General features: G+C 65.8%; 19 protein-coding genes and 1 pseudogene. 7 read left to right on the forward strand and 13 right to left on the reverse strand.

Features of this window, described 5'->3' with window-relative positions; all coding sequences use genetic code 11:
• Positions 1 to 58: 58 nt before the first annotated feature.
• Positions 59 to 1663, forward strand: a complete 1605-nt coding sequence (gene ggt, locus ACNANG_RS07050) for a gamma-glutamyltransferase (protein ID WP_420226590.1) — start codon at positions 59 to 61, stop codon at positions 1661 to 1663.
• A 98-nt stretch (positions 1664 to 1761) separates the two neighbouring features.
• On the opposite strand, the gene ACNANG_RS07055 is transcribed toward ggt, so the two are convergent.
• Entirely contained in the window at positions 1762 to 2226 is a 465-nt protein-coding gene (locus tag ACNANG_RS07055) for an Lrp/AsnC family transcriptional regulator (protein WP_420226591.1), read from the reverse strand.
• A gap of 132 nt (positions 2227 to 2358) precedes the next feature.
• On the opposite strand from ACNANG_RS07055, the gene aceE reads away from it, so the two are divergent.
• Positions 2359 to 5190, forward strand: coding sequence for a pyruvate dehydrogenase (acetyl-transferring), homodimeric type (gene aceE / locus ACNANG_RS07060; RefSeq protein WP_420226592.1), 2832 nt, complete (start codon positions 2359 to 2361; stop codon positions 5188 to 5190).
• 115 nt (positions 5191 to 5305) lie between these two features.
• On the opposite strand, the gene ACNANG_RS07065 is transcribed toward aceE, so the two are convergent.
• From ACNANG_RS07065 to ACNANG_RS07080, 4 genes and pseudogenes are all read right to left on the reverse strand, one after another.
• Complete coding sequence (locus ACNANG_RS07065; RefSeq protein ID WP_420226593.1) at positions 5306 to 8014, reverse strand: excinuclease ABC subunit A; 2709 nt, start codon at positions 8012 to 8014, stop codon at positions 5306 to 5308.
• An 87-nt stretch (positions 8015 to 8101) separates the two neighbouring features.
• Positions 8102 to 8299, reverse strand: a complete 198-nt coding sequence (locus tag ACNANG_RS07070) for a hypothetical protein (protein WP_420226594.1) — start codon at positions 8297 to 8299, stop codon at positions 8102 to 8104.
• Between the two features lie 20 nt (positions 8300 to 8319).
• Positions 8320 to 8805, reverse strand: coding sequence for a LysR substrate-binding domain-containing protein (locus ACNANG_RS07075; RefSeq protein WP_420227475.1), 486 nt, complete (start codon positions 8803 to 8805; stop codon positions 8320 to 8322).
• 74 nt (positions 8806 to 8879) lie between these two features.
• Positions 8880 to 9116: pseudogene (locus ACNANG_RS07080) on the reverse strand (helix-turn-helix domain-containing protein); the annotation flags it as partial.
• An 88-nt stretch (positions 9117 to 9204) separates the two neighbouring features.
• Between ACNANG_RS07080 and ACNANG_RS07085 the strand changes: the two are divergent.
• The 3 genes from ACNANG_RS07085 to ACNANG_RS07095 all read left to right on the forward strand — a co-directional run bounded on the left by ACNANG_RS07085 (position 9205) and on the right by ACNANG_RS07095 (position 12398).
• Positions 9205 to 10464 carry a flavin-dependent oxidoreductase gene (locus ACNANG_RS07085; protein WP_420226595.1) on the forward strand — a complete coding sequence of 420 codons (1260 nt, stop codon included), beginning with the start codon at positions 9205 to 9207 and terminating at the stop codon, positions 10462 to 10464.
• A 26-nt stretch (positions 10465 to 10490) separates the two neighbouring features.
• Positions 10491 to 11234 carry an SDR family NAD(P)-dependent oxidoreductase gene (locus tag ACNANG_RS07090; protein WP_420226596.1) on the forward strand — a complete coding sequence of 248 codons (744 nt, stop codon included), beginning with the start codon at positions 10491 to 10493 and terminating at the stop codon, positions 11232 to 11234.
• Positions 11235 to 11381: 147 nt separating this feature from the next.
• The gene (locus ACNANG_RS07095) at positions 11382 to 12398 is read left to right on the forward strand and encodes a Bug family tripartite tricarboxylate transporter substrate binding protein (protein ID WP_420226597.1); all 1017 of its coding nucleotides are present in this window, start codon (positions 11382 to 11384) and stop codon (positions 12396 to 12398) included.
• A 106-nt stretch (positions 12399 to 12504) separates the two neighbouring features.
• On the opposite strand, the gene ACNANG_RS07100 is transcribed toward ACNANG_RS07095, so the two are convergent.
• The 6 genes from ACNANG_RS07100 to ACNANG_RS07125 all read right to left on the reverse strand — a co-directional run bounded on the left by ACNANG_RS07100 (position 12505) and on the right by ACNANG_RS07125 (position 18015).
• Complete coding sequence (locus ACNANG_RS07100) at positions 12505 to 13125, reverse strand: carboxymuconolactone decarboxylase family protein (protein WP_420226598.1); 621 nt, start codon at positions 13123 to 13125, stop codon at positions 12505 to 12507.
• Between the two features lie 158 nt (positions 13126 to 13283).
• Entirely contained in the window at positions 13284 to 14108 is an 825-nt protein-coding gene (locus ACNANG_RS07105) for an amidohydrolase family protein (RefSeq protein ID WP_420226599.1), read from the reverse strand.
• A 118-nt stretch (positions 14109 to 14226) separates the two neighbouring features.
• Entirely contained in the window at positions 14227 to 15288 is a 1062-nt protein-coding gene (locus tag ACNANG_RS07110; RefSeq protein ID WP_420226600.1) for an isocitrate/isopropylmalate dehydrogenase family protein, read from the reverse strand.
• Between the two features lie 31 nt (positions 15289 to 15319).
• Positions 15320 to 16318: a Bug family tripartite tricarboxylate transporter substrate binding protein gene (locus ACNANG_RS07115; RefSeq protein ID WP_420226601.1), complete on the reverse strand. Its 999-nt coding sequence runs from the start codon at positions 16316 to 16318 to the stop codon at positions 15320 to 15322.
• Positions 16319 to 16345: 27 nt separating this feature from the next.
• A complete protein-coding gene (locus ACNANG_RS07120) occupies positions 16346 to 17317 on the reverse strand; it encodes a tripartite tricarboxylate transporter substrate binding protein (RefSeq protein ID WP_420226602.1) in 972 nt (323 codons plus the stop codon).
• 62 nt (positions 17318 to 17379) lie between these two features.
• Complete coding sequence (locus ACNANG_RS07125; RefSeq protein ID WP_420226603.1) at positions 17380 to 18015, reverse strand: GntR family transcriptional regulator; 636 nt, start codon at positions 18013 to 18015, stop codon at positions 17380 to 17382.
• Between the two features lie 113 nt (positions 18016 to 18128).
• Between ACNANG_RS07125 and ACNANG_RS07130 the strand changes: the two genes are divergently transcribed.
• Positions 18129 to 18839 (forward strand): TetR/AcrR family transcriptional regulator, encoded by a 711-nt coding sequence (locus ACNANG_RS07130; protein WP_420226604.1) that lies wholly within the window; start codon positions 18129 to 18131, stop codon positions 18837 to 18839.
• 7 nt (positions 18840 to 18846) lie between these two features.
• Here the strand turns inward: ACNANG_RS07130 and ACNANG_RS07135 are convergent, their stop codons facing one another.
• Complete coding sequence (locus tag ACNANG_RS07135) at positions 18847 to 19833, reverse strand: amidohydrolase family protein (protein WP_420226605.1); 987 nt, start codon at positions 19831 to 19833, stop codon at positions 18847 to 18849.
• Between the two features lie 2 nt (positions 19834 to 19835).
• Complete coding sequence (locus ACNANG_RS07140) at positions 19836 to 20759, reverse strand: Bug family tripartite tricarboxylate transporter substrate binding protein (protein ID WP_420226606.1); 924 nt, start codon at positions 20757 to 20759, stop codon at positions 19836 to 19838.
• A 317-nt stretch (positions 20760 to 21076) separates the two neighbouring features.
• Between ACNANG_RS07140 and ACNANG_RS07145 the strand changes: the two genes are divergently transcribed.
• A complete protein-coding gene (locus tag ACNANG_RS07145; RefSeq protein ID WP_420226607.1) occupies positions 21077 to 21994 on the forward strand; it encodes a LysR family transcriptional regulator in 918 nt (305 codons plus the stop codon).
• The last annotated feature ends 6 nt before the right edge of the window (positions 21995 to 22000 follow it).

Raw genomic sequence — 22000 nt, forward strand, 5'->3', positions numbered from 1 at the left:
GACGCGTTGCGCCGGTCTTGCCAGGCCTGTTGGCGCGTTTTCTCGATGGCCCGACACCATGTCTTCTTCCCCCGATCTGCTGTCCTATCCCTATCCCTCCCAACGCATGCCCGTGCTGGCCGACAACGTCGTCAGCACGTCGCAGCCGCTCGCGTCGGCCGCCGGCCTGCAGATGTTCCATCGGGGAGGCAACGCGGTCGATGCGGCGCTGGCGACCGCCATCGCGCTGACCGTGGTCGAACCCTGCATGAACGGCATTGGCGGCGACGCCTTCGCCATCATCTGGGACGGCAAGGAACTGCATGGCCTGAATGCCAGCGGCCGTGCCTCGCGCCATTGGACCAGCGACCGTTTCGCCGGTCTGGACAGCATGGCGCCGCGCGGCTGGGGCAGCGTCACCGTCCCCGGCACCGTGTCGGCGTGGAAAGCCGTGTCCGACAGGTTCGGCACCCTGCCTTTCGAAACGCTGTTCGAACCTGCGCTGCGTTATGCCCGCGACGGCTTCATCGTGTCGCCCACCGTGCATCGCCAGTGGCAGGCGCAGGTGGCCGACATGTCGGCGCAGCCCGGCTACAAGGAGGCTTTCGCGCCGCAGGGCCGCGCGCCCTTGCCTGGTGAACGGTTCATCTGTCCAGGCCAGGCCGATACGCTGGAAAAGATTGCGCGGACGGGGGGCGAAGCCTTCTATCACGGCGACCTGGCCAAGGCGATTGCCGACCATGCCCGCAACACGGGCGGCCTGATCGACGAGCAGGACCTGGCCGCGCACAAGCTGGACTGGGTCACGCCGGTGCGCATGGCGTACCGCGACCTTGAATTGGTCGAGATCGGCCCCAGCGGCCAGGGCATTGGCGCGCTGATGGCGCTGGGCATGCTCGACAGCCTGGACCTGTCCGGCGTGCCGGTCGATTCGGCGCAGATGCTGCACCTGCAGATCGAGGCGATGAAGCTCGCATTTGCCGACATGTACGCCTATGTGGCCGATCCCGATCACATGCTGACCGTGACCAAGGAACACCTGCTGGACCGCGACTACCTGGCGCGCCGCGCGCAGGCCATCGATTGGAACGAAGCGCGTTATCCGGGCCCCGGCACGCCGCATCAGGGCGGCACGGTCTACATGACCGCAGCCGACAGCAAGGGCATGATGGTTTCGTTCATCCAGTCCAACTTCAAGGGCTTCGGATCGGGCGTGGTGGTGCCGAACACCGGCATCGCGCTGCACAACCGGGGCTGGGGCTTCAGCACCCAGGCCGGTCACCCGAATCAGGTCGCACCGAACAAGCGGCCGTTCCACACCATCATTCCGGGCTTCCTGATGCGCGACGGCAAGCCGTTGATGAGCTTCGGCCTGATGGGCGGATCCATGCAGGCGCAGGGCCACGTCCAGGTGGCCTGCCGCATTGCCGACTTCGGCCAGAACCCGCAGGCCGCAAGCGATGCGCCGCGCTGGCGCGTCAAGGACGACAACCGCGGCGTGGCGGTCGAATGGAACATGCCCGAAACGACCGTGGCCGGGCTGCGCGAGCGCGGTCACGACATTACCGTGGCGCCGCGCTTCGATACCGAATTCGGCTGCGCGCAGATGGCCATGCGGCTGGATGGCGGCGGCTATGTGGCCGCGTCGGATCACCGCAAGGACGGGATCGCGCTGGGGTATTGAATGGCGGGCCGGCGTCGGCGCGGCGCGCCGGAAGTTCCGTGCGTGCAGGCGTGCGGGCATCGACGCCCCCGTGCCGCGGCGTCTTGGAAGCGCCCTGTCTAACCGTGCAGCGGCAGCGCCGTCTTGTAGCGCACCTGCTTCAGCGCAAAGCTGGAGCGGATCTTCTCGATCTCGGCAATCGGCGACAGGTGTTCAAGAATGAAGCTTTCCAGCGCCGGCATGTCGGGCACGGCAACGCGGATCAGGTAGTCCGCGTCGCCGGTCATCAGATAGCACTCCATCACTTCTTCGCGGGCGCAGACGGCATCTTCAAATGCCTGCAGCGCCTGCCGGCTCTGCTGCTTCAGGCTGATCGAAATGAACACGTTCAAATGCAGGCCCAGCTGTTTCGGGTCCAGCAGCGCCACATACTGACGGATCAGCCCCGCCGCTTCCAACGCGCGCACGCGGGCCAGACAGGGTGATGGCGACAGATGCACCCGCCGGGCCAGTTCCACGTTCGACAGGCTGGCGTCCGCCTGCAAGGCATCCAGAATGCGGCGATCGGTGTCATCCAGCGTCATCGTGCTGCTCCAAGGGTAAATCACGGCACATTGTGCTGACGATCGCGCGTTCGCGCCACTGATTCAGCGCCCTATGCGGACCACTCAGGCATAAACTTTTCCGCTGGACCGACGCATCCCACGGAGACCGCAGTGAAAGACGACGCGCGCCAACCCGCCTTCCTTGCCCACCTGTCCCTGGAAGGCGCCAACGACCCGGATCCGCAGGAAACCGCCGAATGGCGCGACGCGCTGGCGTCGCTGCTGCAGGCAGCGGGTCCGGGGCGTGCCCGGCAGATCCTGGATCGGCTGGCGGCGGACTGCCGAGCGGCAGGTGCACCCTGGACCGGTCCGCGCGGCACCCCGTACGTCAACACCATTGCGCCCGAACACGAACCGGCCTTTCCGGGCGACCTGGCGATCGAAGAAAAACTGGCCTCGACCATGCGCTGGAATGCGCTGGCCATGGTCGTGCGCGCCAATCAGGCCTATGGCGACCTGGGTGGTCACATTGCCAGCTATGCCAGCGCGGCCGACCTGTTCGAGGTCGGCTTCAACCACTTCTTCAAGGCAGGCGCGGCGGCCCAGGCCGACCTGGTGTTCTTCCAGCCGCATTCGGCCCCTGGCGTGTACGCGCGGGCCTTCCTGGAAGGCCGGCTGGAAGAGCGTGACCTGGCCATGTACCGGCAGGAAATCACCGCACGCCATCAAGGCACGCGCGGCTTGTCCAGCTATCCGCATCCCTGGTTGATGCCGGACTTCTGGCAGTTCCCGACTGGGTCGATGGGCATCGGTCCCATCAGCTCCATCTACCACGCGCGTTTCATGCGCTACCTGGACCATCGCAGCCTGCTCGATACGGCGGACCGCACGGTCTGGGGCGTGTTCGGCGATGGCGAGATGGACGAACCGGAAAGCATGTCCGCCCTCACTCTGGCCGCACGCGAAGGGCTCGATAACCTGACCTGGGTGGTCAATTGCAATCTTCAACGACTGGATGGGCCCGTGCGTGGCAACGGCCGCATCATCGATGAACTGGAGACCCTGTTCGGCGGCGCGGGCTGGAACGTCATCAAGCTCGTATGGGGCGCCGACTGGGATCCGCTGTTTGCACAAGATGTGACCGGCGCCTTGGCGCGAGCTTTCTCCACGACCGTCGACGGGCAGTTGCAGACCTTTGCAGCAAAAGACGGCGCCTTCAACCGCGAACACTTCTTTGGCCAGTCGCCCGCCCTGCAGGCGCTGGCGGCCGGCCTGACCGACGCGCAGATCGACCGCCTGAAACGCGGGGGACATGACCTCGCCAAGATCCATGCGGCCTACGATGCGGCGCGCCGCCATCGGGGCGCGCCCACGGTCATCCTGGCGCAGACCAAGAAGGGCTACGGCATGGGCGATGCGGGCCAGGGCCGCATGACCACGCATCAGCAGAAGAAGCTGGACCGCGACGCCCTGCTCGCCTTTCGCGACCGCTTCGACCTGCCCCTGTCCGACGAGGCGACCGAGTCGCTGACCTTCTACAAACCGGCCGCCGACAGTCCGGAAATGCAGTATCTGCATGCCCGCCGCGCGGCGCTGGGCGGCAGCCTGCCGGTCCGCGCCGTGGGCGCCCCGGCGGTACCGGTGCCGGCGATCGGCAGCTTCGCCACGTTTGCGTTGCAGGCCGACGGCAAGGACATGTCGACCACCATGGCCTTCGTGCGGATGCTGACGCAACTGCTGAAAGACACGCGGCTTGGACCACGCATCGTGCCGATCGTGGCGGACGAAGCCCGCACCTTCGGCATGGCGAACCTGTTCAAGCAGATCGGCATCTACTCCCGCTCAGGTCAACAATACGAGCCCGAAGACATCGGGTCGGTACTGAGCTATCGCGAAGCGCGCGACGGCCAGATCCTGGAAGAAGGCATCAGCGAAGCCGGCGCCATCAGCTCGTGGGTCGCGGCGGCGACCAGTTACAGCGTGCATGGCCTGGCCATGCTGCCCTTCTACATCTACTACTCCATGTTCGGCTTCCAGCGCATCGGCGACTTGATCTGGGCGGCGGCCGATCAGCGCGCGCGGGGCTTCCTGCTTGGCGCCACCGCGGGCCGCACGACCCTGGGCGGCGAAGGACTGCAGCACCAGGATGGCAGCAGTCACCTCGTGGCGGCAACAGTGCCGAACTGCCGGGCCTATGATCCGGCGACCGCGGGCGAACTGGCCGTGATCCTGGACCACGGCATGCGGCAGATGCTGGAAGAACAAGTGGATGTCTTCTACTACCTGACCTTGATGAACGAGAGCCTGCCGCAGCCCTCGTTACCCGACGGGGTCGAGGTGGGCGTGATCAAGGGGATGTATTGCGTGCGCGGCAGGGGCGAAGCGGGGGCCGAGAGCGGGGCGGGAATCGGAAGCGAGGCTGGCGCCGGAAGCCGGGCGGGAACCGGTAGTGGGGCTGGGGTCCGGAGCGGTGCTGGAACCATCCGCAAGACTGACACTGGACCTGGCGGCGCAGCGGTGCGTCTGCTCGGGTCCGGCGCGATCCTGGCCGAGGTGCTTGCCGCCGCCGACCTGCTGGCCAATGACTGGGGCATCGACAGCGAAGTGTGGAGCGTAACGAGCTACAGTGAACTGTCGCGCGATGCGGCCGAAGGCGCGCGCCATGCCCGCCTGCATCCGAATCAGCCAGCGGGCCGCAGCCATGTCGCGGCCTGCCTGGAAGGCGACGCGCCGGTGATCGCCGCTACCGACTACGTGCGCGCCGTGCCGCAGATGGTTGCGAATGACATCGATGCGCCGATGACGATTCTTGGCACCGACGGCTTTGGCCGCAGCGACAGCCGAGCGGCCCTGCGCCGGTTCTTTGAAGTGGATCGGCACCACGTGGCGCTGGCCGCGCTGGATGCCTTGCGGGTCAAGGGAGTGGTGTCAGCGGACCTGTGTGCGCAGGCCATCGTTGCCTATGGCATCGATACGAATGCGCCGTCGCCGTGGACGTGCTGAGGCCCTAGCCGGGCCGCCGCCAGCTCAAGGCATGGTCGGACCCGGGGCCGGGGCCGGTGCCGGCTGCTGGCTGCTGGCCGCTGGCACCCGGCGGTACTGGCAACGCCGCTTGCCTTCAAGCCTCGAACTGCCGCTTCAGATACGGCGCGGTCTTGCTCTCCTCGACCCCGCACACCTCCTGCGGCGTACCGGCAGCCACGATGCGCCCGCCGCCCTCACCCGCGGCGGGGCCGACGTCGATCACCCAATCCGCATCGGCCACCACGCGCATTTCGTGTTCGACCACGATCACGGTGTTGCCCGCATCCACCAGGCCATTGAGCTGCGCCATCAGCTTGTCCACGTCCGACGGATGCAGTCCCGTGGTCGGCTCATCCAGCACATACAGGGCATCGCCGCGCTGGGCGCGCTGCAGCTCGGTCGCCAGCTTGATGCGCTGCGCCTCGCCGCCCGACAATTCGGTGGCGGGCTGCCCCAACCGCAAATAACCCAGGCCGATATTCCGCAGCAAGGTCAAGGGACGTGCCACGGCGGACTCGTCCGCAAAGACGTCCACGGCCTCCTCCACCGTCATGCCCAGCACGTCGGCAATCGTCTTGTCATGCCAGGTAATGGCAAGTGTGTCGGCGTTGTAGCGCGCGCCATGGCAGGTCGGGCACGGCGCATACACGCTGGGCATGAACATCAGTTCGACGCTGACAAAGCCTTCGCCTTCGCACGTTTCGCAGCGGCCCTTGGCCACGTTGAACGAGAACCGGCCGGCATCGAACTTCTTCTTGCGCGCGGCGGGCGTGGCCGCGAACAGCTTGCGCACGTGATCGAACAGGCCGGTGTAGGTCGCCAGATTGGACCGTGGCGTGCGGCCGATCGGCTTCTGATCCACCCGCACCAGCCGCTTGATGTGCTCGATGCCGGCGTGGATATGGCCCCCACTGCGCGCAATCACCTGCGGCTCGCCATCGTCCGACTCGTCCTCCTGCTCGGCCGCATCCTCGCCAAAGTGGTCCTGCACCAGTTCCACCAGCGCCTGGCTGACCAGGCTCGACTTGCCGGAGCCCGACACGCCGGTCACTGCCGTCAGCACGCCCAAGGGAAATGCCGCATCCAGCCCATTCAGGTTGTTGCGCGTCACGCCGCGCAGTTCCAGCCATGCCGTGGGCGCGCGCGGGGTGCGCCGCACGGAGGCGGCGTCCGCGAACAGGTATCTGGCGGTGGTGGATTCGGCCACCCCGCGCAGGCCTTCTGGCGGACCGCTGTACAGCACGTGTCCTCCGCGCTCGCCCGCTTCGGGTCCGACATCCACCAGCCAATCCGCGCGGCGCATCATGTCCAGATCATGTTCCACCACGAACAGGGAATTGCCCGCCGCCTTCAACTGGGCCAAGGACTGGATCAAGGCTTCGCCATCGGCCGGATGCAAGCCGGCTGATGGCTCATCCAGCACGTACACCACCCCGAACAGGTTGGACCGGATCTGCGTGGCCAGACGCAACCGTTGCAACTCGCCGGGCGACAGCGTCGGCGTGCTGCGCTCCAGTGACAGGTAGCCCAGGCCCAGGGCCTGCAAGGTCGCCACGCGTGACACCAGATCCTGCGTGATGCGCTGCGCGGCCAGGCGCTTTTCTTCGGACAGGTTGGGCGTGCGCCGCACGTCGGGCGCGGCCTGATGCGCCGACCCGCCCGCCGCCACCCGCCGCGCCGTATCGGCCTTCGCGGTGGCGCGGTCAAGCACGGCGGCGTCCAGAGCCTTGGCCTTGGCGGCGCCCTTGCCTGCGTTCTCGCGCGGCACCCCGTCATCCTCGAAACGCCCTTGTGCAAACGGCGCCAGCACGTCGGCCAAGCGATCCATCGACAATGCCGACAACTCCCCGATATCCAGACCCGCAAAGGTGACCGACAAGGCCTCGCGCTTGAGCCGCTTGCCATCACACACCGGACACAGGCTGCCCACCATGTAGCGCGACACGCGCTTCTTCATCAGGGCGCTTTGCGTGGTCGCAAAGGTCTGCAGCACATACTTGCGCACGCCGGTAAACGTGCCCTGATAGCTCGGCTCCAGCTTGCGGCGCAGCGCGGCCTTGGTCTCGGCGGGGCTGAAACCCGCATACACCGGCACGGTCGGCTGCTCTTCGGTAAACAGGATCCAGTCGCGATCCTTGCGCGGCAGGTCGCGCCACGGCGTGTCCACGTCGTAGCCCAGCGTGACCAGAATGTCGCGCAGGTTCTGGCCATGCCACGCGGGCGGCCACGCCGCGATCGCGCGTTCGCGGATCGTCAGGCTGTCGTCGGGCACCATGGAAGCCTCGGTCACTTCATATACCCGGCCCAGCCCGTGGCAATTGGGACACGCACCTTGCGCCGTGTTGGGAGAAAAATCTTCCGCATACAGCATGGGCTGCTTCGCGGGGTAGCTTCCGGCGCGCGAGTACAGCATGCGGACCAGGCTCGACAACGTCGTCACACTGCCCACCGACGACCGCACGCTGGGTGTGCCGCGTTGCTGCTGCAATGCCACGGCGGGCGGCAGGCCATCGATGGCGTCCACGTCGGGCACGCCCACCTGGTCGATCAGGCGGCGCGCATACGGCGCGACCGATTCGAAGTAGCGGCGCTGCGCTTCGGCGTACAGCGTGCCAAAGGCCAGCGACGACTTGCCGGATCCCGACACGCCCGAGAACACGACCAGCGCATCCCGGGGAATATCGACGTCAACGTCGCGCAGATTGTGTTCACGCGCGCCGCGCACGCGCACGAAACGATGGGTATCGGCGGGGTCGATGGCGGGCTTGGCTTGTGGCCTGGTTGGGGTCGTGGCTTTGGTCATACGCCAGTGGATCAGTTGCCGGCCTCTTGCACAACGGCGCTTTGCAACAGATTGATCTGCCGTGGCTCGCTGCGTTACCCCCTGTGACTACCCCGGCGATGCGGCCGCCGGCAGCGCTGCCGCCAACGCCTCCCGGAAGTCCGATGCGGTCTCGGTCTCCTTGATGCCGCGACGGCTGACCAGATACAGGCTCAATTCGACCGCTGGGTCTACCAGCAGGTCGGTCGTGACGCGATGCCGGTGGCAGGCGGCCAGCGCAAACGACGGGATCACCGCCGTGCCCATGCCCGCCTCCACCATCGCGATCAGGGTATTGAAGAAGTTGAAGGTGGGCCGTTCTTCGTCCCCCGGCCAATGGCAGCCAGATGCGTCTCCACCAGCTTCTGAATGGGGTTGCTGGCGGGCAGGCTGATCAACGCTTCATGTTGCAGGCTGGCCCATGGCGCCGACCCCGTGGAAAAGTCCTGCGGCCCACCCGCTGCCGCCACCCGCATCAGCCGGAAGGTCCCGACCGGCGTGCGCACGATCCCCGGCATCTGCTTGAAGAAAAAGCCCAGGCCGAGATCCACGTCGCCCGCGCTGACCATGGCCTGGATCTGATTGAGGTCGGCATCGGTCAGGCGCAGTTCGACATGGGGATGGCTGCGCCGAAACTGCGCGAACAACCCGGGCAGGATGTTGGACGACACCAGCGGCGTGGCCGCGATACGCAAGGTCTGACGCGCCTTGCGGCCGCTTTCGCCCAGATGCGCGACCACGCCATCGATGTCCGCAAGGACCCGCTGCGCCACAGGCAACAGGTCCCGCCCGCATCGGTCAGCACGACCATGCGGGTCGTGCGGTCGAACAGCCGGCAGTCCAGCTGCTTTTCCATCTCACGCATCATGATGCTCAGACCCGCCTGGGTCATGTGAGCCTGCTCGGCTGCCCGCGTAAAGTTGCCGATGCGGGCAACGTGGACGAACACACGCAATTGGCGAAGCGACAGGTTCACGAAAGGGTCTCGGCAAGAGAAAAGGACGGACGAACATGTTGCCGCTTGCGCGGCGAGGACCTGGCGGCCATGCCCTGTGGACCGGCTCCGGCACTCATAAGGAATCACTATTTATGCATATGATATCTAAATTTCCCAAATGCCCGGATTCGGTTCCTAATGGCGCCATCGTTCAATTCCATTGCGAGTCCTTTACATGTCCCAAGACGTCGACGTCCTCATCATCGGTTCTGGCATTGGTGGCCTGACCCTGGCCCTGAGCCTGCACCAGGCCGGCATCTCGTGCCGCATCTACGAGGCCGTGCCCGAGCTCAAGCCCCTGGGCGTTGGCATCAACGTGCTGCCGCATGCCGCGCGCGAGCTGGCCGAACTCGGCCTGCTGCCCGAACTCGACAAGGTTGGCGTGCGCACCGCCGAATCGGCTTTCTTTACCGAGCATGGCCAGTTCGTCTACAGCGAACCGTCGGGCACGGCGGCCGGTTACGACTGGCCCCAGTACTCGATCCATCGCGGCGACCTGCAGACCGTGCTGCTCACTGCGGTGCGGGAACGCCTGGGCGCCGACAGCGTGGTCTGCGGCTACAAGTGCACCGGCGTCACGCAGGATGGTGAACGCGCCACCGCGCATTTCGTGTCGCCCGAAGGCAACGCTCTGCCGGACGTCAGCGCCAAGGTGGTCGTCGGCTGCGACGGCGTGCACTCGGCCCTGCGCAAGCAGCTCTACCCCAACGAGGGCGCCCCGCGCTATTCCGGCGTCAACATGTGGCGCGGCACCGCCAAGCTCAAGCCCTTCCTGAGCGGCGCAAGCATGACGCGTATCGGCTGGCTCGAAATCGGCAAAATGGTGATCTACCCCATCCGCAACGACATCGATGAAGATGGCAACCAATTGATCAACTGGGTTGCCGAGATCAACGACGAGACGCCCGCGATCCGCGACTGGAGCCGCCCCGGCCGTCTCGAGGACTTCCTGCCTGCGTTCGAAAACTGGAAGTTCGACTGGCTGGACGTGCCTGCCATGATCAAGTCATCGGACTCGATCCTGGAATATCCGATGGTCGACCAGGACCCCCTGCCCACCTGGACCGACGGCCGCCTGACGCTGCTGGGTGACGCCGCCCACCCGATGGTGCCGCGCGGTTCCAACGGCGCCGGCCAGTCCATCATCGACGCGCGTTACCTGGCCGGCCGCCTGAAGGAACTGGGCGTGGGTCCGGAAGCCTTGAAAGCCTATGACGATGTGCGTGTGAAGCAGACCACCCAAGTCGTGCTGACCAACCGCGTCAACCCGCCCGACACCGTGCTGCGTGTCGTGTTCGATCGCACCGGCGGCAAGCGGGTCGAGAATTTGGACGAAGTGGTCACGCAAGAAGAACTGCAAGAGATCACGAGCAACTACAAGAAGATTGCCGGCTACGCCCCCGAAGAGCTGCGCGCCCGCCCATCGTTTCTATAAAGGCCAACGGTGGAGGAGACATCACCATGAAAAAAGCCATTGTCATCACCGGCGCGGCCCGTGGCATCGGCTTTGCGTTCGCCCAGCGCCTGGCCACGCAGGATTACCACCTGGCCCTGGTCGATGTGGGTGACGTCGACGCCGCGGCCAGCCGCCTGGCGGCCGGCGGCGCCAGCGTCTCGGCCTATCGTGGCGACGTCACGAAAGCCGACGATTGGAAAGGCATCATCGGCGACGTGGCCGCGCAGCACGCGGTGTACGGTCTTGTAAACAACGCGGCCCTGTTCGCCAGCCTGCAGGTGCAGGCCTTCGACACGGTCGACCCTGCCGAGTGGATGAAGGTCATGGAGGTCAACACCCTGGGCCCCTATCTGGGCGTCCGCGAAGTCGTGCCGCACATGCGCCAGCATGGCGAGGGCCGCATCGTGAACGTGGCGTCGACGTCCCCGTTGAAAGGCGTGACCGGCATGCTGCATTACGTGGCGAGCAAGGGCGCGGTGATTGCCATGACGCGGTCACTGGCGCGCGAACTCGGCGCCCATGGCATCACCGTGAACGCGCTGGCGCCGGGCTTCACGCTCAGCGACGGCATCATGACCAATACCGAGCACGTCGAACTGTTCCGCGACATCGGCAAGGCCGGCCGCGCACTGAAGCGGGATCAACAACCGGACGACCTGGTGGGCACGGTGGCATTCCTGCTGGGCAAGGATGCGGCATTCATGACCGGCCAGACGTTGGTCGTGGATGGTGGGTCGACCTTCGTGTGACGAGCAAGACAGGCCACGCCTGCACCGAGTGAAGGCAGTAACAGAGACGGCGGTACCGATCCATTGCCGTGCACCTGCCGCAATTTCAGATCCGCCCGACGCGGACACAACGATTGCAACGTTCAACTATCTCGTGGGGGAGACACCATGACATTGACCCGCCTTACCGGTACGCCAGGCGTGACCCGCCTTGCCGCATCCTTTGCCGTGTCCCTTGCCGCGATGGCCGGCCTGCCCTCGCTCGCCACCGCCGCCGATGCGAACTGGCCCACCCGGCCGGTCCGCGTCGTGTCGGCGTTTTCGACCGGGTCGGGCCCCGACGCCATGTTGCGGCTGGTGGCCGACCGGCTGTCGCGCACCTGGGGCCAGCAGGTCGTGGTCGAGAACAAACCGGGTGGCAGCGGCTTCATCGCCGCCAATGACGCCAAACGCGCCGCACCCGACGGCAACACCCTGTTCCATGCGGATGGCCTGAACTTCACGGCCATCCCGCACATGTACAAGAAGCTGCCCTATGACCCGGTCAAGGATTTCACGCCGGTGATTCCGCTGCATCACAGCTACTTCTTCGTGGCCGTGGCAGCCAATTCGCCCTGGAAGACCGCTGGCGACATGCTGGCGGCCGCCAAGGCCAAGCCGGGCACGGTCACCTACGGCTCATGGCAGATCGGCAGCGTGGCCCACCTGGGCGGCGCGCAGCTCGAAGCCGCATCCGGCACCCGCATGACGCACGTCCCCTTCAAGGACAATAGCCAGCTCTACACGTCGGTGGCCAACGGCGAAGTGGACTGGGCCTTCGGCACGGCGGGCAGCGCCGGACCGCTGCAGAAGTCCGGCAAGCTGCGCTTCCTGGCGCTGGCGGGTCCGGAACGTCTGTCAACGCACCCCGATGTGCCGACCCTGGGCGATGCGGGCGGACCCAAGGGCTTCGAGACCTCGGGCTGGGTGGGATTGTTCGCACCGGCCGGCACGCCGACCGACATCGTTGACAAGATCAACCGGGACATCGCCGCCATCGTGGGCACGCCCGACATGCAGCCACGCATGATGGACTTCGGCTACATGCCGCTGGCCATCAAGCCGGCCGACGTGCGCGCCCTGATCGACAAGGAATCGGCCCAGTACGCGAAAGTTGTGAAAACAATCAATCTGTCGCTGGATTGAGCGCGGTCGATATTGAGCACGGCAGGTTTTGCGGCGCGGCCAGGTCACATGGCAGGCTGCGGCGTAGCGGCCGTTTGCGGTCGGTAGCGCGGCGGCTGGTGTCTGCTTACTTCGCCGCCGCGCGTCGTTCGGCGAACAGCTGCGACAGCACCTGCGACGCGGCAATCGCCTTCGGAAATCCCGCCGGCACCGTGATCAGGTAGATGATCTCTTTCAGCTCGTCTTCGGTCACGCCCACATTCAAGGCGTAGCCTGCATGGATCTTCATAGTGGCGGTCTCGCCCATCGCAGCCATGGCGGCCACGGTCGCCAGTTGGCGGGTGCGATGATCCAGGCCCGGCCGGCTCCACACATCGCCCAGGGCATAGGCCTCGGTCGCTTCGGCCAGAAAGGGAAACTCGCGGCGCATGGTTTCCAGCGCAGGCTGCGGCTGGCCGCGGTTCAGCTCCGTGATGACGGCCGCACCGCGCTGGGCGCGTTCTTCGGTAGTGGATGCGTGCACGGCGGGCGATGCGCCCATGGATGCCGTGACGACGATGGCGGCTGCGCAAGGCAGCCTGGCAAGCCGGCCGACGATTCGATCCGCGGCACGGTCGATGGCATCGTTTGCGGCTTGCGCGATGGTCTTGGCGGTCCCTGCTGCGAACGCGCGGGCAACCTCGGTGGCGGCGTCAACGCCCGCCCGGGTGCTGACCCGGACAGCGTTGCAACGGTGCGGCGGCTTCATGACTTTCCTTTGTTGGGGGAGTGTCATGCCATGCTAGGCAATCCTGCCTGGCCCGGATAGCCGCTTTCGTCTGCCATCCTTGCCTAAAGCTATTGGAAAGGCTGCCACCCGTACCCGCAGCGCCGGTGCAGGCCGCCTGGACCCGCGCAGCAACCTGATCAGAACTGGTACAGCCGTGCCGGGTTGTCCACCAACACCCGCTGCCGGATGGCGGCATCGGGCATCCATGCCAGCGCCGCCTCGACCAGGCCATCGATCTTGCGATAGGCGCTGACCTCCAGCGGCCCTTTGCCTGGCTCGCGATTGGTGTGCGGCCAGTCACTGCCCCACAGCACGCGTTCGGCGTTGGCGCCAATGAAGGCCGCAGCCAGCCGCGCGACGGCCGTCGCATCGCCTTCCGACGGGTCCACCGGCATGATCCGGTAGGCCGCCGACAGCTTGATGTAGGCGCGGCCGTCCCGCACCAATCCCAGCACCGTCGTTACGTCCAGCGCGCTCAGTGGCGTGCCAGCCGGCACCATCGCAAAGTGATCCAGCACGATGGGCGCCGGCAAGGACGGCAACAGCGGGATGGCCGCGGCCAGTGCCGTCAAGGAGGCATAGACCTGCACATGCCACCCCAGCGGCGCCACCTGCCCTGTCCAGTGCACCAGGGCATCGACGATACGCTGCGGGTCACGTGCCCCCGCGCTTTCGACATTGACCCGCAGTCCGCGCACACCGGCCGCGTGCAGATCCTTCAGCCCGGCCAGATCGATGTGATCGTCAACCACCGCCACGGCCCGGCCTGCATCACCCAGCCGGCGCACGCTGTCCAGCGTGCATCGATTGTCGGTGCCATACACGCTGGGCTGGATGATCACCGCCCGCGACAGGCCATTGCGCGCCATGTGCGCCAGCAGGTCCTCGTGCGACGCCAGCCCCGGCGTGTAGTGCCGGTCTGGCACCATGAGGTAGGCGTCGGCGGGGCCAATGACGTGCACGTGGCAATCGCAGCTGCCGGCGGGCAGAACGCTCGCCGGCCTGGCCAATGCGCCCGATGACGACGCTGCCGCTGCCGGATCCGACGCGGCCCCCCGGACGATGTCGCGCCCGTCATGCTCAGCCCGCAGCCAGGCGGCGCACGACCGCTTCGCCCGTTTCCTTGGTGCCCAGTTTGCCGCCCACGTCGCGCGTGGCTTCGCCCGCCGCGATGGCATCCGCCACGACATCGAAGATCGCCGCCGCCGCATCGTTGAACGCCTGCTGGCCCTTGCGCTGGCCGTACCAGCCCAGCAGCATCGCCGCCGACAGGATCAGCGAGAACGGATTGGCAATGTTCTGGCCCGCGATGTCAGGCGCCGAGCCATGCGCGGCCTGACCCATGGCATGGTCGGTCCCGGCATTCAACGACCCGCCCAGACCCAGGCTGCCCGACAGTTCCGCCGTCAGGTCGGACAGGATGTCGCCAAACATATTGGTCGTGACGATCACGTCGAAACGCTGGGGTGCACGCACCACGTGCGCCATCATTGCGTCAACGATGAAGTCATCGATCGTGACTTCCGGAAATTCCTTGCCGACCTGGTGGCAGATATCGATGAACATGCCATCGGCAATCTTGAGCACGTTCGCCTTGTGGACGATCGTGACGTGCTTCTTGCGCGTCATGGCCAGTTCGAAGGCCGAGCGCGCAATCCGTTCGCAGCACAGGCGCGTGATCCGGCGCAGCGAAATCACCACGTCCGGCGTGATCAGCATTTCGCTGCCGCCCGACTCGACGTTGCGGTCCGCGTAGAAGCCTTCGGTGTTCTCCCGCACCACCACCAGATCGAACTCGCCCAGGCGCGCCGGCATGCCGGGATAGGTCCGGGCCGGGCGGATGTTGGCGTACAGATCCAGGCTCTTGCGGAAGAACTTCGACGGATTCACTTCACCCTTGGCTTCGTCCTTGAAGTCGTAGGTGGCCATCGGGCCAAGCATCAGGCCGTCGGCCGCGCGCACCTTTTCCAGCAGTTCGGGGGTGACCGTCGCGCCATGGCGCTTCAGGCTTTCGTGGCCCGCAATGTCGTGCTGCAGGTCAAGGTTCAGATTGAAGCGCTTGGACGCGGCTTTCAGAACGTCGACCGTGGTGGCCATGGTTTCAGGACCGATGCCGTCGCCGGGAATCACTACGATTTTCATGGTCTAGCCTTTCAGGGAAATAAGGGGGAATTCAATCGGCCTGGATGCCGGTGGCTTTGACGAGACCTTGATACTTGGCCGCGTCACGCTTCACGAAGTCGGCAAATTCAGCCGGGGTGTTCTGGCGGACTGCGCTGCCATCGGCCTCCAGGCGGCTGCGGATCGCGGGTTCGGCCAGGATGGTGTTGATCTCCGTATTCAGGCGGGTCACGATCGCATCAGGCGTGTCAGCCGGCGCAAACACGCCGCCCCACAAGCTGAAGCTGAAGTCAGGCACGCCGCTTTCGGCCACGGTCGGCACGTTCGGCAGCGTCGGCATGCGCTTGGGCGTCGATACGGCCAGGGCGCGCAGGCGATTGCTGGTCACATAGCCCATCACGGCCGACGCACTGGAAAAGAAGAAGTCGACCTGGCCGCCCAGCAGGTCCGTCATGGCCTGCCCGGCGCCCTTGTAGGGAACGTGAACCATGCTCGACTTGACGCCCAGCGCCAGCGCGGCGGCGGCCAGGTGCCCTGGCGTGGCCGTACCCGACGATGCGTAGGCAACAGCTTCAGGCTTGACCTGCGCGGCCTTCACCAGATCCTGCAAGGTCTTGTATTTCGAGTTGGCAGGCACCGCCATCACCAGGGGCGCATCGCCCACCAGCACGACGGGCTTGAAGTCCTTGAGCGGGTCGTAACCCAGTTCCTTGACCACGAACTGGTTGACGGCCATCTCGCCGGTCTGGCCCAGCAGCAGGGTGTAGCCGTCACCCTTGGCGCGGGCCGCGATGCGGGTACCGAGCGCGCCCGATGCCCCCGGGCGGTTATCGACGATCACCGGCTGCTTGAGCGCCGTGCCCAGGCGCTCGCCGATCAGGCGCGCGAACACATCGCCCTGCCCGCCCGGGGCGTAGGGAACGATGATGGTAATGGGCTTGGACGGATAGCTGTCTTGCGCCAGCACCGCGCCGCTGAGCGTGCTCAACATCAGCGCGCCCGCGGCGGCGGCCAGCACATGGCGGCGGGCAGGTTGGAAAGTACGGTTCATGGGATATCTCCTGTGTTGTTCTGGTCGTTACTGCAGCTTCATGCCCGACGTCTTGACGACGCCCTTCCACAGCGCCAGTTCGCTGGACAGCGCGCGCTTGAAGTCGGCGGGCGAGCCGCTGATCGGATCGGCGCCTTCATGGACCAGGCGATTGCGCACCAGGTCGGCAGCGGCCACCTCATTGATGGCCTGATTCAATTGGTTGACGAGCGCAACCGGCGTCTTGGCCGGGGCCAGCACGCCCCACCAGGTCGTGATGTTGAAGTTCGGCACACCGGCTTCCGCCATGGTCGGCACGTTGGGGAACAACGGCGAACGTTTGGCGCCCGTCACGGCCAGCAGGTCCACGCGATTCGATTGCACGTGCGTCAGGATGGTCGGCACCGTGGCAAAGAACAGCTGCACGCGGCCGGCCAGCAAGTCCACAGTGGCGGGGCCGCTGCCCTTGTAGGGCACGTGCGTCATGTTCAGGCCGCTGCGCTGATGGAACAGCTCGCCTGCCAGATGGTTGATGCTGCCATTGCCTGCCGAGCAGAAATTGATGCCGTCGGCGCGAGCCTGTCCCAGCGCACGCAGTTGGGTAATGTTCTTGACGCCCAGCTCCTTGCTGGTCACCACGAACAGCGGACCGCGGCCGATCATCGCGACCGGGGCATACGACTTTTCGACATCGTAGGTCGCGTTGATTTCCGACGCCGCGTTGGTCACAAAGGTGGACGTCGCGAACAGCAGCGTGTAGCCGTCGGGCTTGGCGTTGGCCACCATCGTGGCGCCGATCGATCCGCCGCCACCGCCCCGGTTGTCCACCACCACCGTCTGGCCCAGCTTGTCGCCCAGCGTCTTGGCCACGTCACGCGCAATGCTGTCGGTGCCGCCGCCGGCCGCGAAGGGCACGACCAGCGTGATCGGGCGAGTCGGGTAGCTCTGCGCCGAGGCCAGCGCGGGCAGCACGGCCAGTGTGGCGGCGGCGGTCCAATGCAACAAGGGGGTACGGTTCATGAATCGTGTCTCCAGAAGGATGTGGGTGTTCTTGATCTTTTGGGATGGCTTGCCGGGCGCGGTCAGCGCTGCCTGAGCATCTTCAGCCGTTCCAGCAAGGCTTGATGGATATGGGCGCGGGCCACCGCATCGGCGCGCTGCGGATCGCGCGTGCGGATCGCGTCGACGATCGCGCGGTGTTCGATCAGCGCCTTGTCGGCGCGAGCCGGCGTCATTAACGTGCTGCGTCCGAGCAGATAAGTGGTGTCCGTCAACGATTGCAGCGAACGGATCAGATGGCGGTTGTGCGCCGCGCTGTAGATGGCCTGGTGGAACTGCAGGTTCAACGCGACCGGGTCGGCGTCGTGATCGGCTTCATCCAGGATCGCTTCCATGTTGGCGATCTCGGCATCGGTTGCGTGCCGCGCCGCAAAGCCGGCGGCGGCGCCTTCCAGCACCTCGCGCATCGCATACAGCTCGGACACGCCCTGCTGGTCCATTTGCGTGACGACCAGACCGCGACGCGGTTCGTGCGTCAGCAGCCCTTCGTCCTGAATACGCTTGAGCGCCTCGCGAACGGGGGTGCGCCCCATGTCGAGCTGGTTGGCAACGTCGATCTCGCGCAGCCTGTCATGGGCCGTGAACAGGCCGGTCAGAATGCGCTGCTTGATCTCGTTATAGGCGGCCAGCGCCTGCGTGTTGGTCTTGGCTATAGGCATATTCGTCTCTGGGTATATTTTTGCATACAAAAATATATGCTGCAAACAACTGACGGTTTTCCTCGGGAAACCCCGTAGGATTGAGGTTTGCGAAATTAATTAAGCGACCGATTATGAATGCAGTGACCGGCCGCCGCGGCGACGTGGCCGCGCAGCCTTCGCGCAAACCGAAGCGTGGCACCCAGAAAGGCCCGGGCCGCCCGGAAGGCACCAGCGTCGTGCGCGAAACGATCCTGAACGCCGCCGAAGGCATCTTCGCCAACCTCGGCTACGCCGGCACCACGCTGCGCGAGGTGGCCAACGAAGCCAATGTGACGCAGGCGCTGATCAACTACTACTTCGGGTCCAAGTATGGCCTGTTCGAAGAAGTCTTTCTGCGCCGTAGTCAGATCATTGCGGACGCCCGCACCGAAAATCTGGCGGCCTTGCAGGCAAGCTCGGACAAGCCGTCGGTGCGCGACATCGTCCAGGCCTTCCTCATGCCCACGCTGGCCTTTCGCGACACGGCCGAAGGCCGGTCCTTCCTGCGCCTGCAGGCCCGCCTGCATACCGAACCGCCGCAGATCTCGTACCAGTTGCGGACCAATGCCTACGGCACGTCCACGCGCGACTATGTGAACGCCCTGCGCGCGGCCCTGCCCCACCTGTCGGAACTGGATGCGACCTGGCGCGTGACGTTCATGGTCGGGACGTATCTGTATGCGTTTTCTGATACGCACCGGATGGAAGAGATGATGCCGCCGGGGGTCTATGACCCCGAGGACACCAACGACCTGATCGAACAGGTCACGCGGTTCGTGACGGCGGGGTTGCTCGCACCGTAAGCCGCTGTCAGGCCGTCGTCACGCCTTTCCCGAATGCACCGTACAGGGCCCGCGGGTTGTCCACCAGAATGCGCTTGCGCACGGCCGCGTCCGGCGCCCAGGTCGCCAGCAGATCGAACAGGTCGCCGTCATTGGGCATGCCGCGGCCGTTCATGTTGACGTGCGGCCAGTCGGTGCCCCACACCAGACGTTCCGGCGCCGCGGCAATCAAGGCCTGCGCGATCGGAGTGACGGGATCGTAAGGATAGTCGCCATCAATGCACCGCATCGGGCCTGACAGCTTTACCCAGAACCGGCCGGTATCCAGCAGTTGCAGCAGCCGATGCATGGCGGGCTGGTCCACGCCGCCGCGTGCGGGCACCGCAGCGAAGTGATCCAGCACGACAACCATGTTCAGGGCTTCGAGCGCATCGGCATGCTCAAGCAGGTCGGTGCCCGACGGGTAGTACTGGATGTGCCACCCCAGGTCCGCCACGCGTCCGACCATGGGTGACGGCAGGCGCGGCAGGTCGCCACGATGCCCCGGGCTCACGAACCGCGCGCCGACCACCCCCAAGGCATCCAGCCGTTCCAGCGCCTGATCGCTGATGTCGTCGGGCAGCAAGGCCACGCCTTTGAATCGGTCCGGATGTGCTTCCAGCACCTGCGCCAGATGCGTGGTGCTGCGCCCATATCCGCCGCCACTGACCACGACCGCGCCGGCCAGTCCCAAGGTGTCCTGCAAGGCGATATTCGTTTCGGGCAGCGCGTCGTCCGACACGTACCTGCTGTCCGGATGGAACGGGTGCTGCGCCGCCGGGCCGAACAGATGCACATGGCAGTCGATGGCGCCAGGCGGACATGCGGTACGCGGACGACGGGGATGGGGGTCGGGCGGCTGGGTGCGCGGCGGGGAAGGCCGTGACACTGACGACGTCGCGGCGGCTGCAGGCGACATGGCGAATGCGGGGGTCGGAGCTGCGGAAGATACGTCGGCCGGCAATCGTGAAGTCATGCTCATTGCGCCTTGATGTTCGACTTGCGCACCACGTCCGCCCACTGCCCGATCTCTTGATGGATCAGCGTACGAAAGGCGTCCGGCCCCGTGACGACGGACTCGACGCCCGCCGCCTCCAGTTGCTTCTGGTAGGCCGGCTGGCGTGAGACCGCGGTGATCGCGGCATTCAGCGTACTGACGATCGCGGGCGACGTTCCCTTCGGCACCAGCATCCCCATCCATAGCGTAGCCTGATAGCCAGGCACGCCGGACTCCGCCACGGTCGGCACGTCGGGCATCAACGGTGACCGCTTCAGGCTGGCGATCGCCAGCGGCCGCAGCTTGCCGGTTCCGATCTGCGGCGCCGACGTGGCAATGGTGTCCATCTTCAGCGCGACCTGCCCGCCCAGCAGATCGTTCATGGCCGGGGCCGCGCCCTTGTACGGAATGTGTGTCACCTTGATGTCCAGCTTTTGCAGCAGCAGTTCCATGGTCACATGCGGCAGCGTGCCCGCACCCGCCGACGCGTAGTCGAGCTTGCCCGGATGGGCGCGCGCATAGGCCACGAAGCCTTTGAAGTCGGTGAACGGTTGGTTGCCATTCGCAACCACCAGTTCGGGTATCTGTGCGACCAGCGACACCGGCACCAGGTCCTTTTCGGTATCGAAGGGCAGCTTGGCGATGATCGATGGGTTGATGGTGTGATTGGGCGTCGTGAACAACACGGTGTAGCCATCGGCCTCGGAACGCGCCACGCGCGCGGTGGCGATGGTGCCGCCCGCCCCCGGCACGTTCTCGACCACGAACTGGGTATGCAGCTGCTGGCCCAGGTTGGCCGCCACCAGGCGCGCCACGACATCTACCGTGCCACCCGCCGGAAACGGTAAGATCAGCCGCACCGGCCGGTCGGGGTACGCAGCCTGCGCCTTACTGGGAACTGTCACTGCAAGGGCCGACATCACTGCCGCAACGCATGCCGCGGCGAAAGGCGCCTTGATTGCCGAAGCGAGTGAGGCCGTGAATGACGCAACGGATAAAGCAAGGAATGGCGCGCGCACCGGCGCACCGGTAGCCGCATTCCTTGCCGCAGCCTGGCCCCCGGACGCCTTTCTTCTGCCGGGTAAAAGCGCGGGCCCTTCCTGCTGGCGCATGTCCTGTCTCCTGGGGATATCGGTCTTGTCCTGGCAGTACAGCATCGGCATGCACCCCCGACAAATGATTTGTATGCAGCTATCGATGAACCTTTTTCACCTCGGACGCCATGTCGTCGCAGATTGATTTCCTGGGCATCCAGGCCTTCCTGGCCATCGTCGAAACGGGCAGCTTCCAGCTTGCCGCGTCGCAGCTGAACCTGTCGCAAACGGCCATCAGCCACCGCATGCGCAAGCTGGAAGACAGCCTGGGCGTGCGGCTCGTCGTCCGCACCACGCGCGAGGTGACCCTGACCGAGGCCGGCCGCGCGCTATTGCCCCGCGCCCGCAGCGCTGTCAAGGAACTGGCCAGTTCGTGCGACACGGTGCGCAAACATGGACAGCACGCCAACGACTGGCTCACCATCGCCTGCCTGCCGACCGTGGCCATCGGCATCCTGACGCCGCTCCTGCTGGCTTGCCGCCAGCGCTGGCCCGAGGTGCCCGTGCGGGTCTTCGACAATTCCGTGATCGAGATCGCCGAGCTGGTGGCGTCACGCACCGCCGCATTCGGCATCACGGTGTTGCAAAGCGCGCGGCCCGAGCTTGCGGTGGAACGCGTGATCGACGAACCCTTCGTGCTGGTTTGTCCCGACGGCCATGAACTGGCCTCGCGCGAGCATGTCACCTGGCGCGAGCTGCAACACGAATCCTTGATACGCATCAGCCTGCCGTCGGGCAACAGCATGACGATCGACGACACCCTGGGCGCGCAACGCGACACGCTGCGCTGGCGATACGAGGCGCAGCACAACGGCATGGCGCTGGAAATGGTGCGGGGCGGGCTGGGCTTGACGATCGTGCCCAAGCTGTCGGTGGTGGGTGGCCAGGGACTGCGCACGCTGGCGATCACGGATCCGCCGGTCGTCCGCGCCCTGTGCGTGGTCACGCGGCGCGATACGGTACTGAGTGCCGAAGACACCTGGGTCAAGGATCGCGCCGTGGCGCTGATCAAGGCACGTGTCCAAGGTGATGCCGCCGACAGGTGATGCCGT

Origin of the sequence: Pigmentiphaga litoralis, assembly GCF_048632615.1 — a bacterium.
Lineage (GTDB): Bacteria > Pseudomonadota > Gammaproteobacteria > Burkholderiales > Burkholderiaceae_B > Pigmentiphaga > Pigmentiphaga litoralis_B.

Excerpts from the sequence above, each read along its gene's own strand:
- ACNANG_RS07055 (WP_420226591.1), bottom strand. The coding sequence starts at position 2,226 with ATGACGCTGGATGACACCGATCGCCGCATTCTGGATGCCTTGCAGGCG.
- ACNANG_RS07120 (WP_420226602.1), bottom strand. The coding sequence starts at position 17,317 with ATGAACCGTACCCCCTTGTTGCATTGGACCGCCGCCGCCACACTGGCC.
- ACNANG_RS07135 (WP_420226605.1), bottom strand. The coding sequence starts at position 19,833 with ATGACTTCACGATTGCCGGCCGACGTATCTTCCGCAGCTCCGACCCCC.
- ACNANG_RS07065 (WP_420226593.1), bottom strand. The coding sequence starts at position 8,014 with ATGACCAAAGCCACGACCCCAACCAGGCCACAAGCCAAGCCCGCCATC.
- ACNANG_RS07145 (WP_420226607.1), top strand. The coding sequence starts at position 21,077 with ATGTCGTCGCAGATTGATTTCCTGGGCATCCAGGCCTTCCTGGCCATC.
- ACNANG_RS07110 (WP_420226600.1), bottom strand. The coding sequence starts at position 15,288 with ATGAAAATCGTAGTGATTCCCGGCGACGGCATCGGTCCTGAAACCATG.
- ACNANG_RS07070 (WP_420226594.1), bottom strand. The coding sequence starts at position 8,299 with ATGGGCACGGCGGTGATCCCGTCGTTTGCGCTGGCCGCCTGCCACCGG.
- ACNANG_RS07115 (WP_420226601.1), bottom strand. The coding sequence starts at position 16,318 with ATGAACCGTACTTTCCAACCTGCCCGCCGCCATGTGCTGGCCGCCGCC.
- ACNANG_RS07090 (WP_420226596.1), top strand. The coding sequence starts at position 10,491 with ATGAAAAAAGCCATTGTCATCACCGGCGCGGCCCGTGGCATCGGCTTT.
- ggt (WP_420226590.1), top strand. The coding sequence starts at position 59 with ATGTCTTCTTCCCCCGATCTGCTGTCCTATCCCTATCCCTCCCAACGC.
- ACNANG_RS07095 (WP_420226597.1), top strand. The coding sequence starts at position 11,382 with ATGACATTGACCCGCCTTACCGGTACGCCAGGCGTGACCCGCCTTGCC.
- ACNANG_RS07085 (WP_420226595.1), top strand. The coding sequence starts at position 9,205 with ATGTCCCAAGACGTCGACGTCCTCATCATCGGTTCTGGCATTGGTGGC.
- ACNANG_RS07125 (WP_420226603.1), bottom strand. The coding sequence starts at position 18,015 with ATGCCTATAGCCAAGACCAACACGCAGGCGCTGGCCGCCTATAACGAG.
- ACNANG_RS07100 (WP_420226598.1), bottom strand. The coding sequence starts at position 13,125 with ATGAAGCCGCCGCACCGTTGCAACGCTGTCCGGGTCAGCACCCGGGCG.
- ACNANG_RS07130 (WP_420226604.1), top strand. The coding sequence starts at position 18,129 with ATGAATGCAGTGACCGGCCGCCGCGGCGACGTGGCCGCGCAGCCTTCG.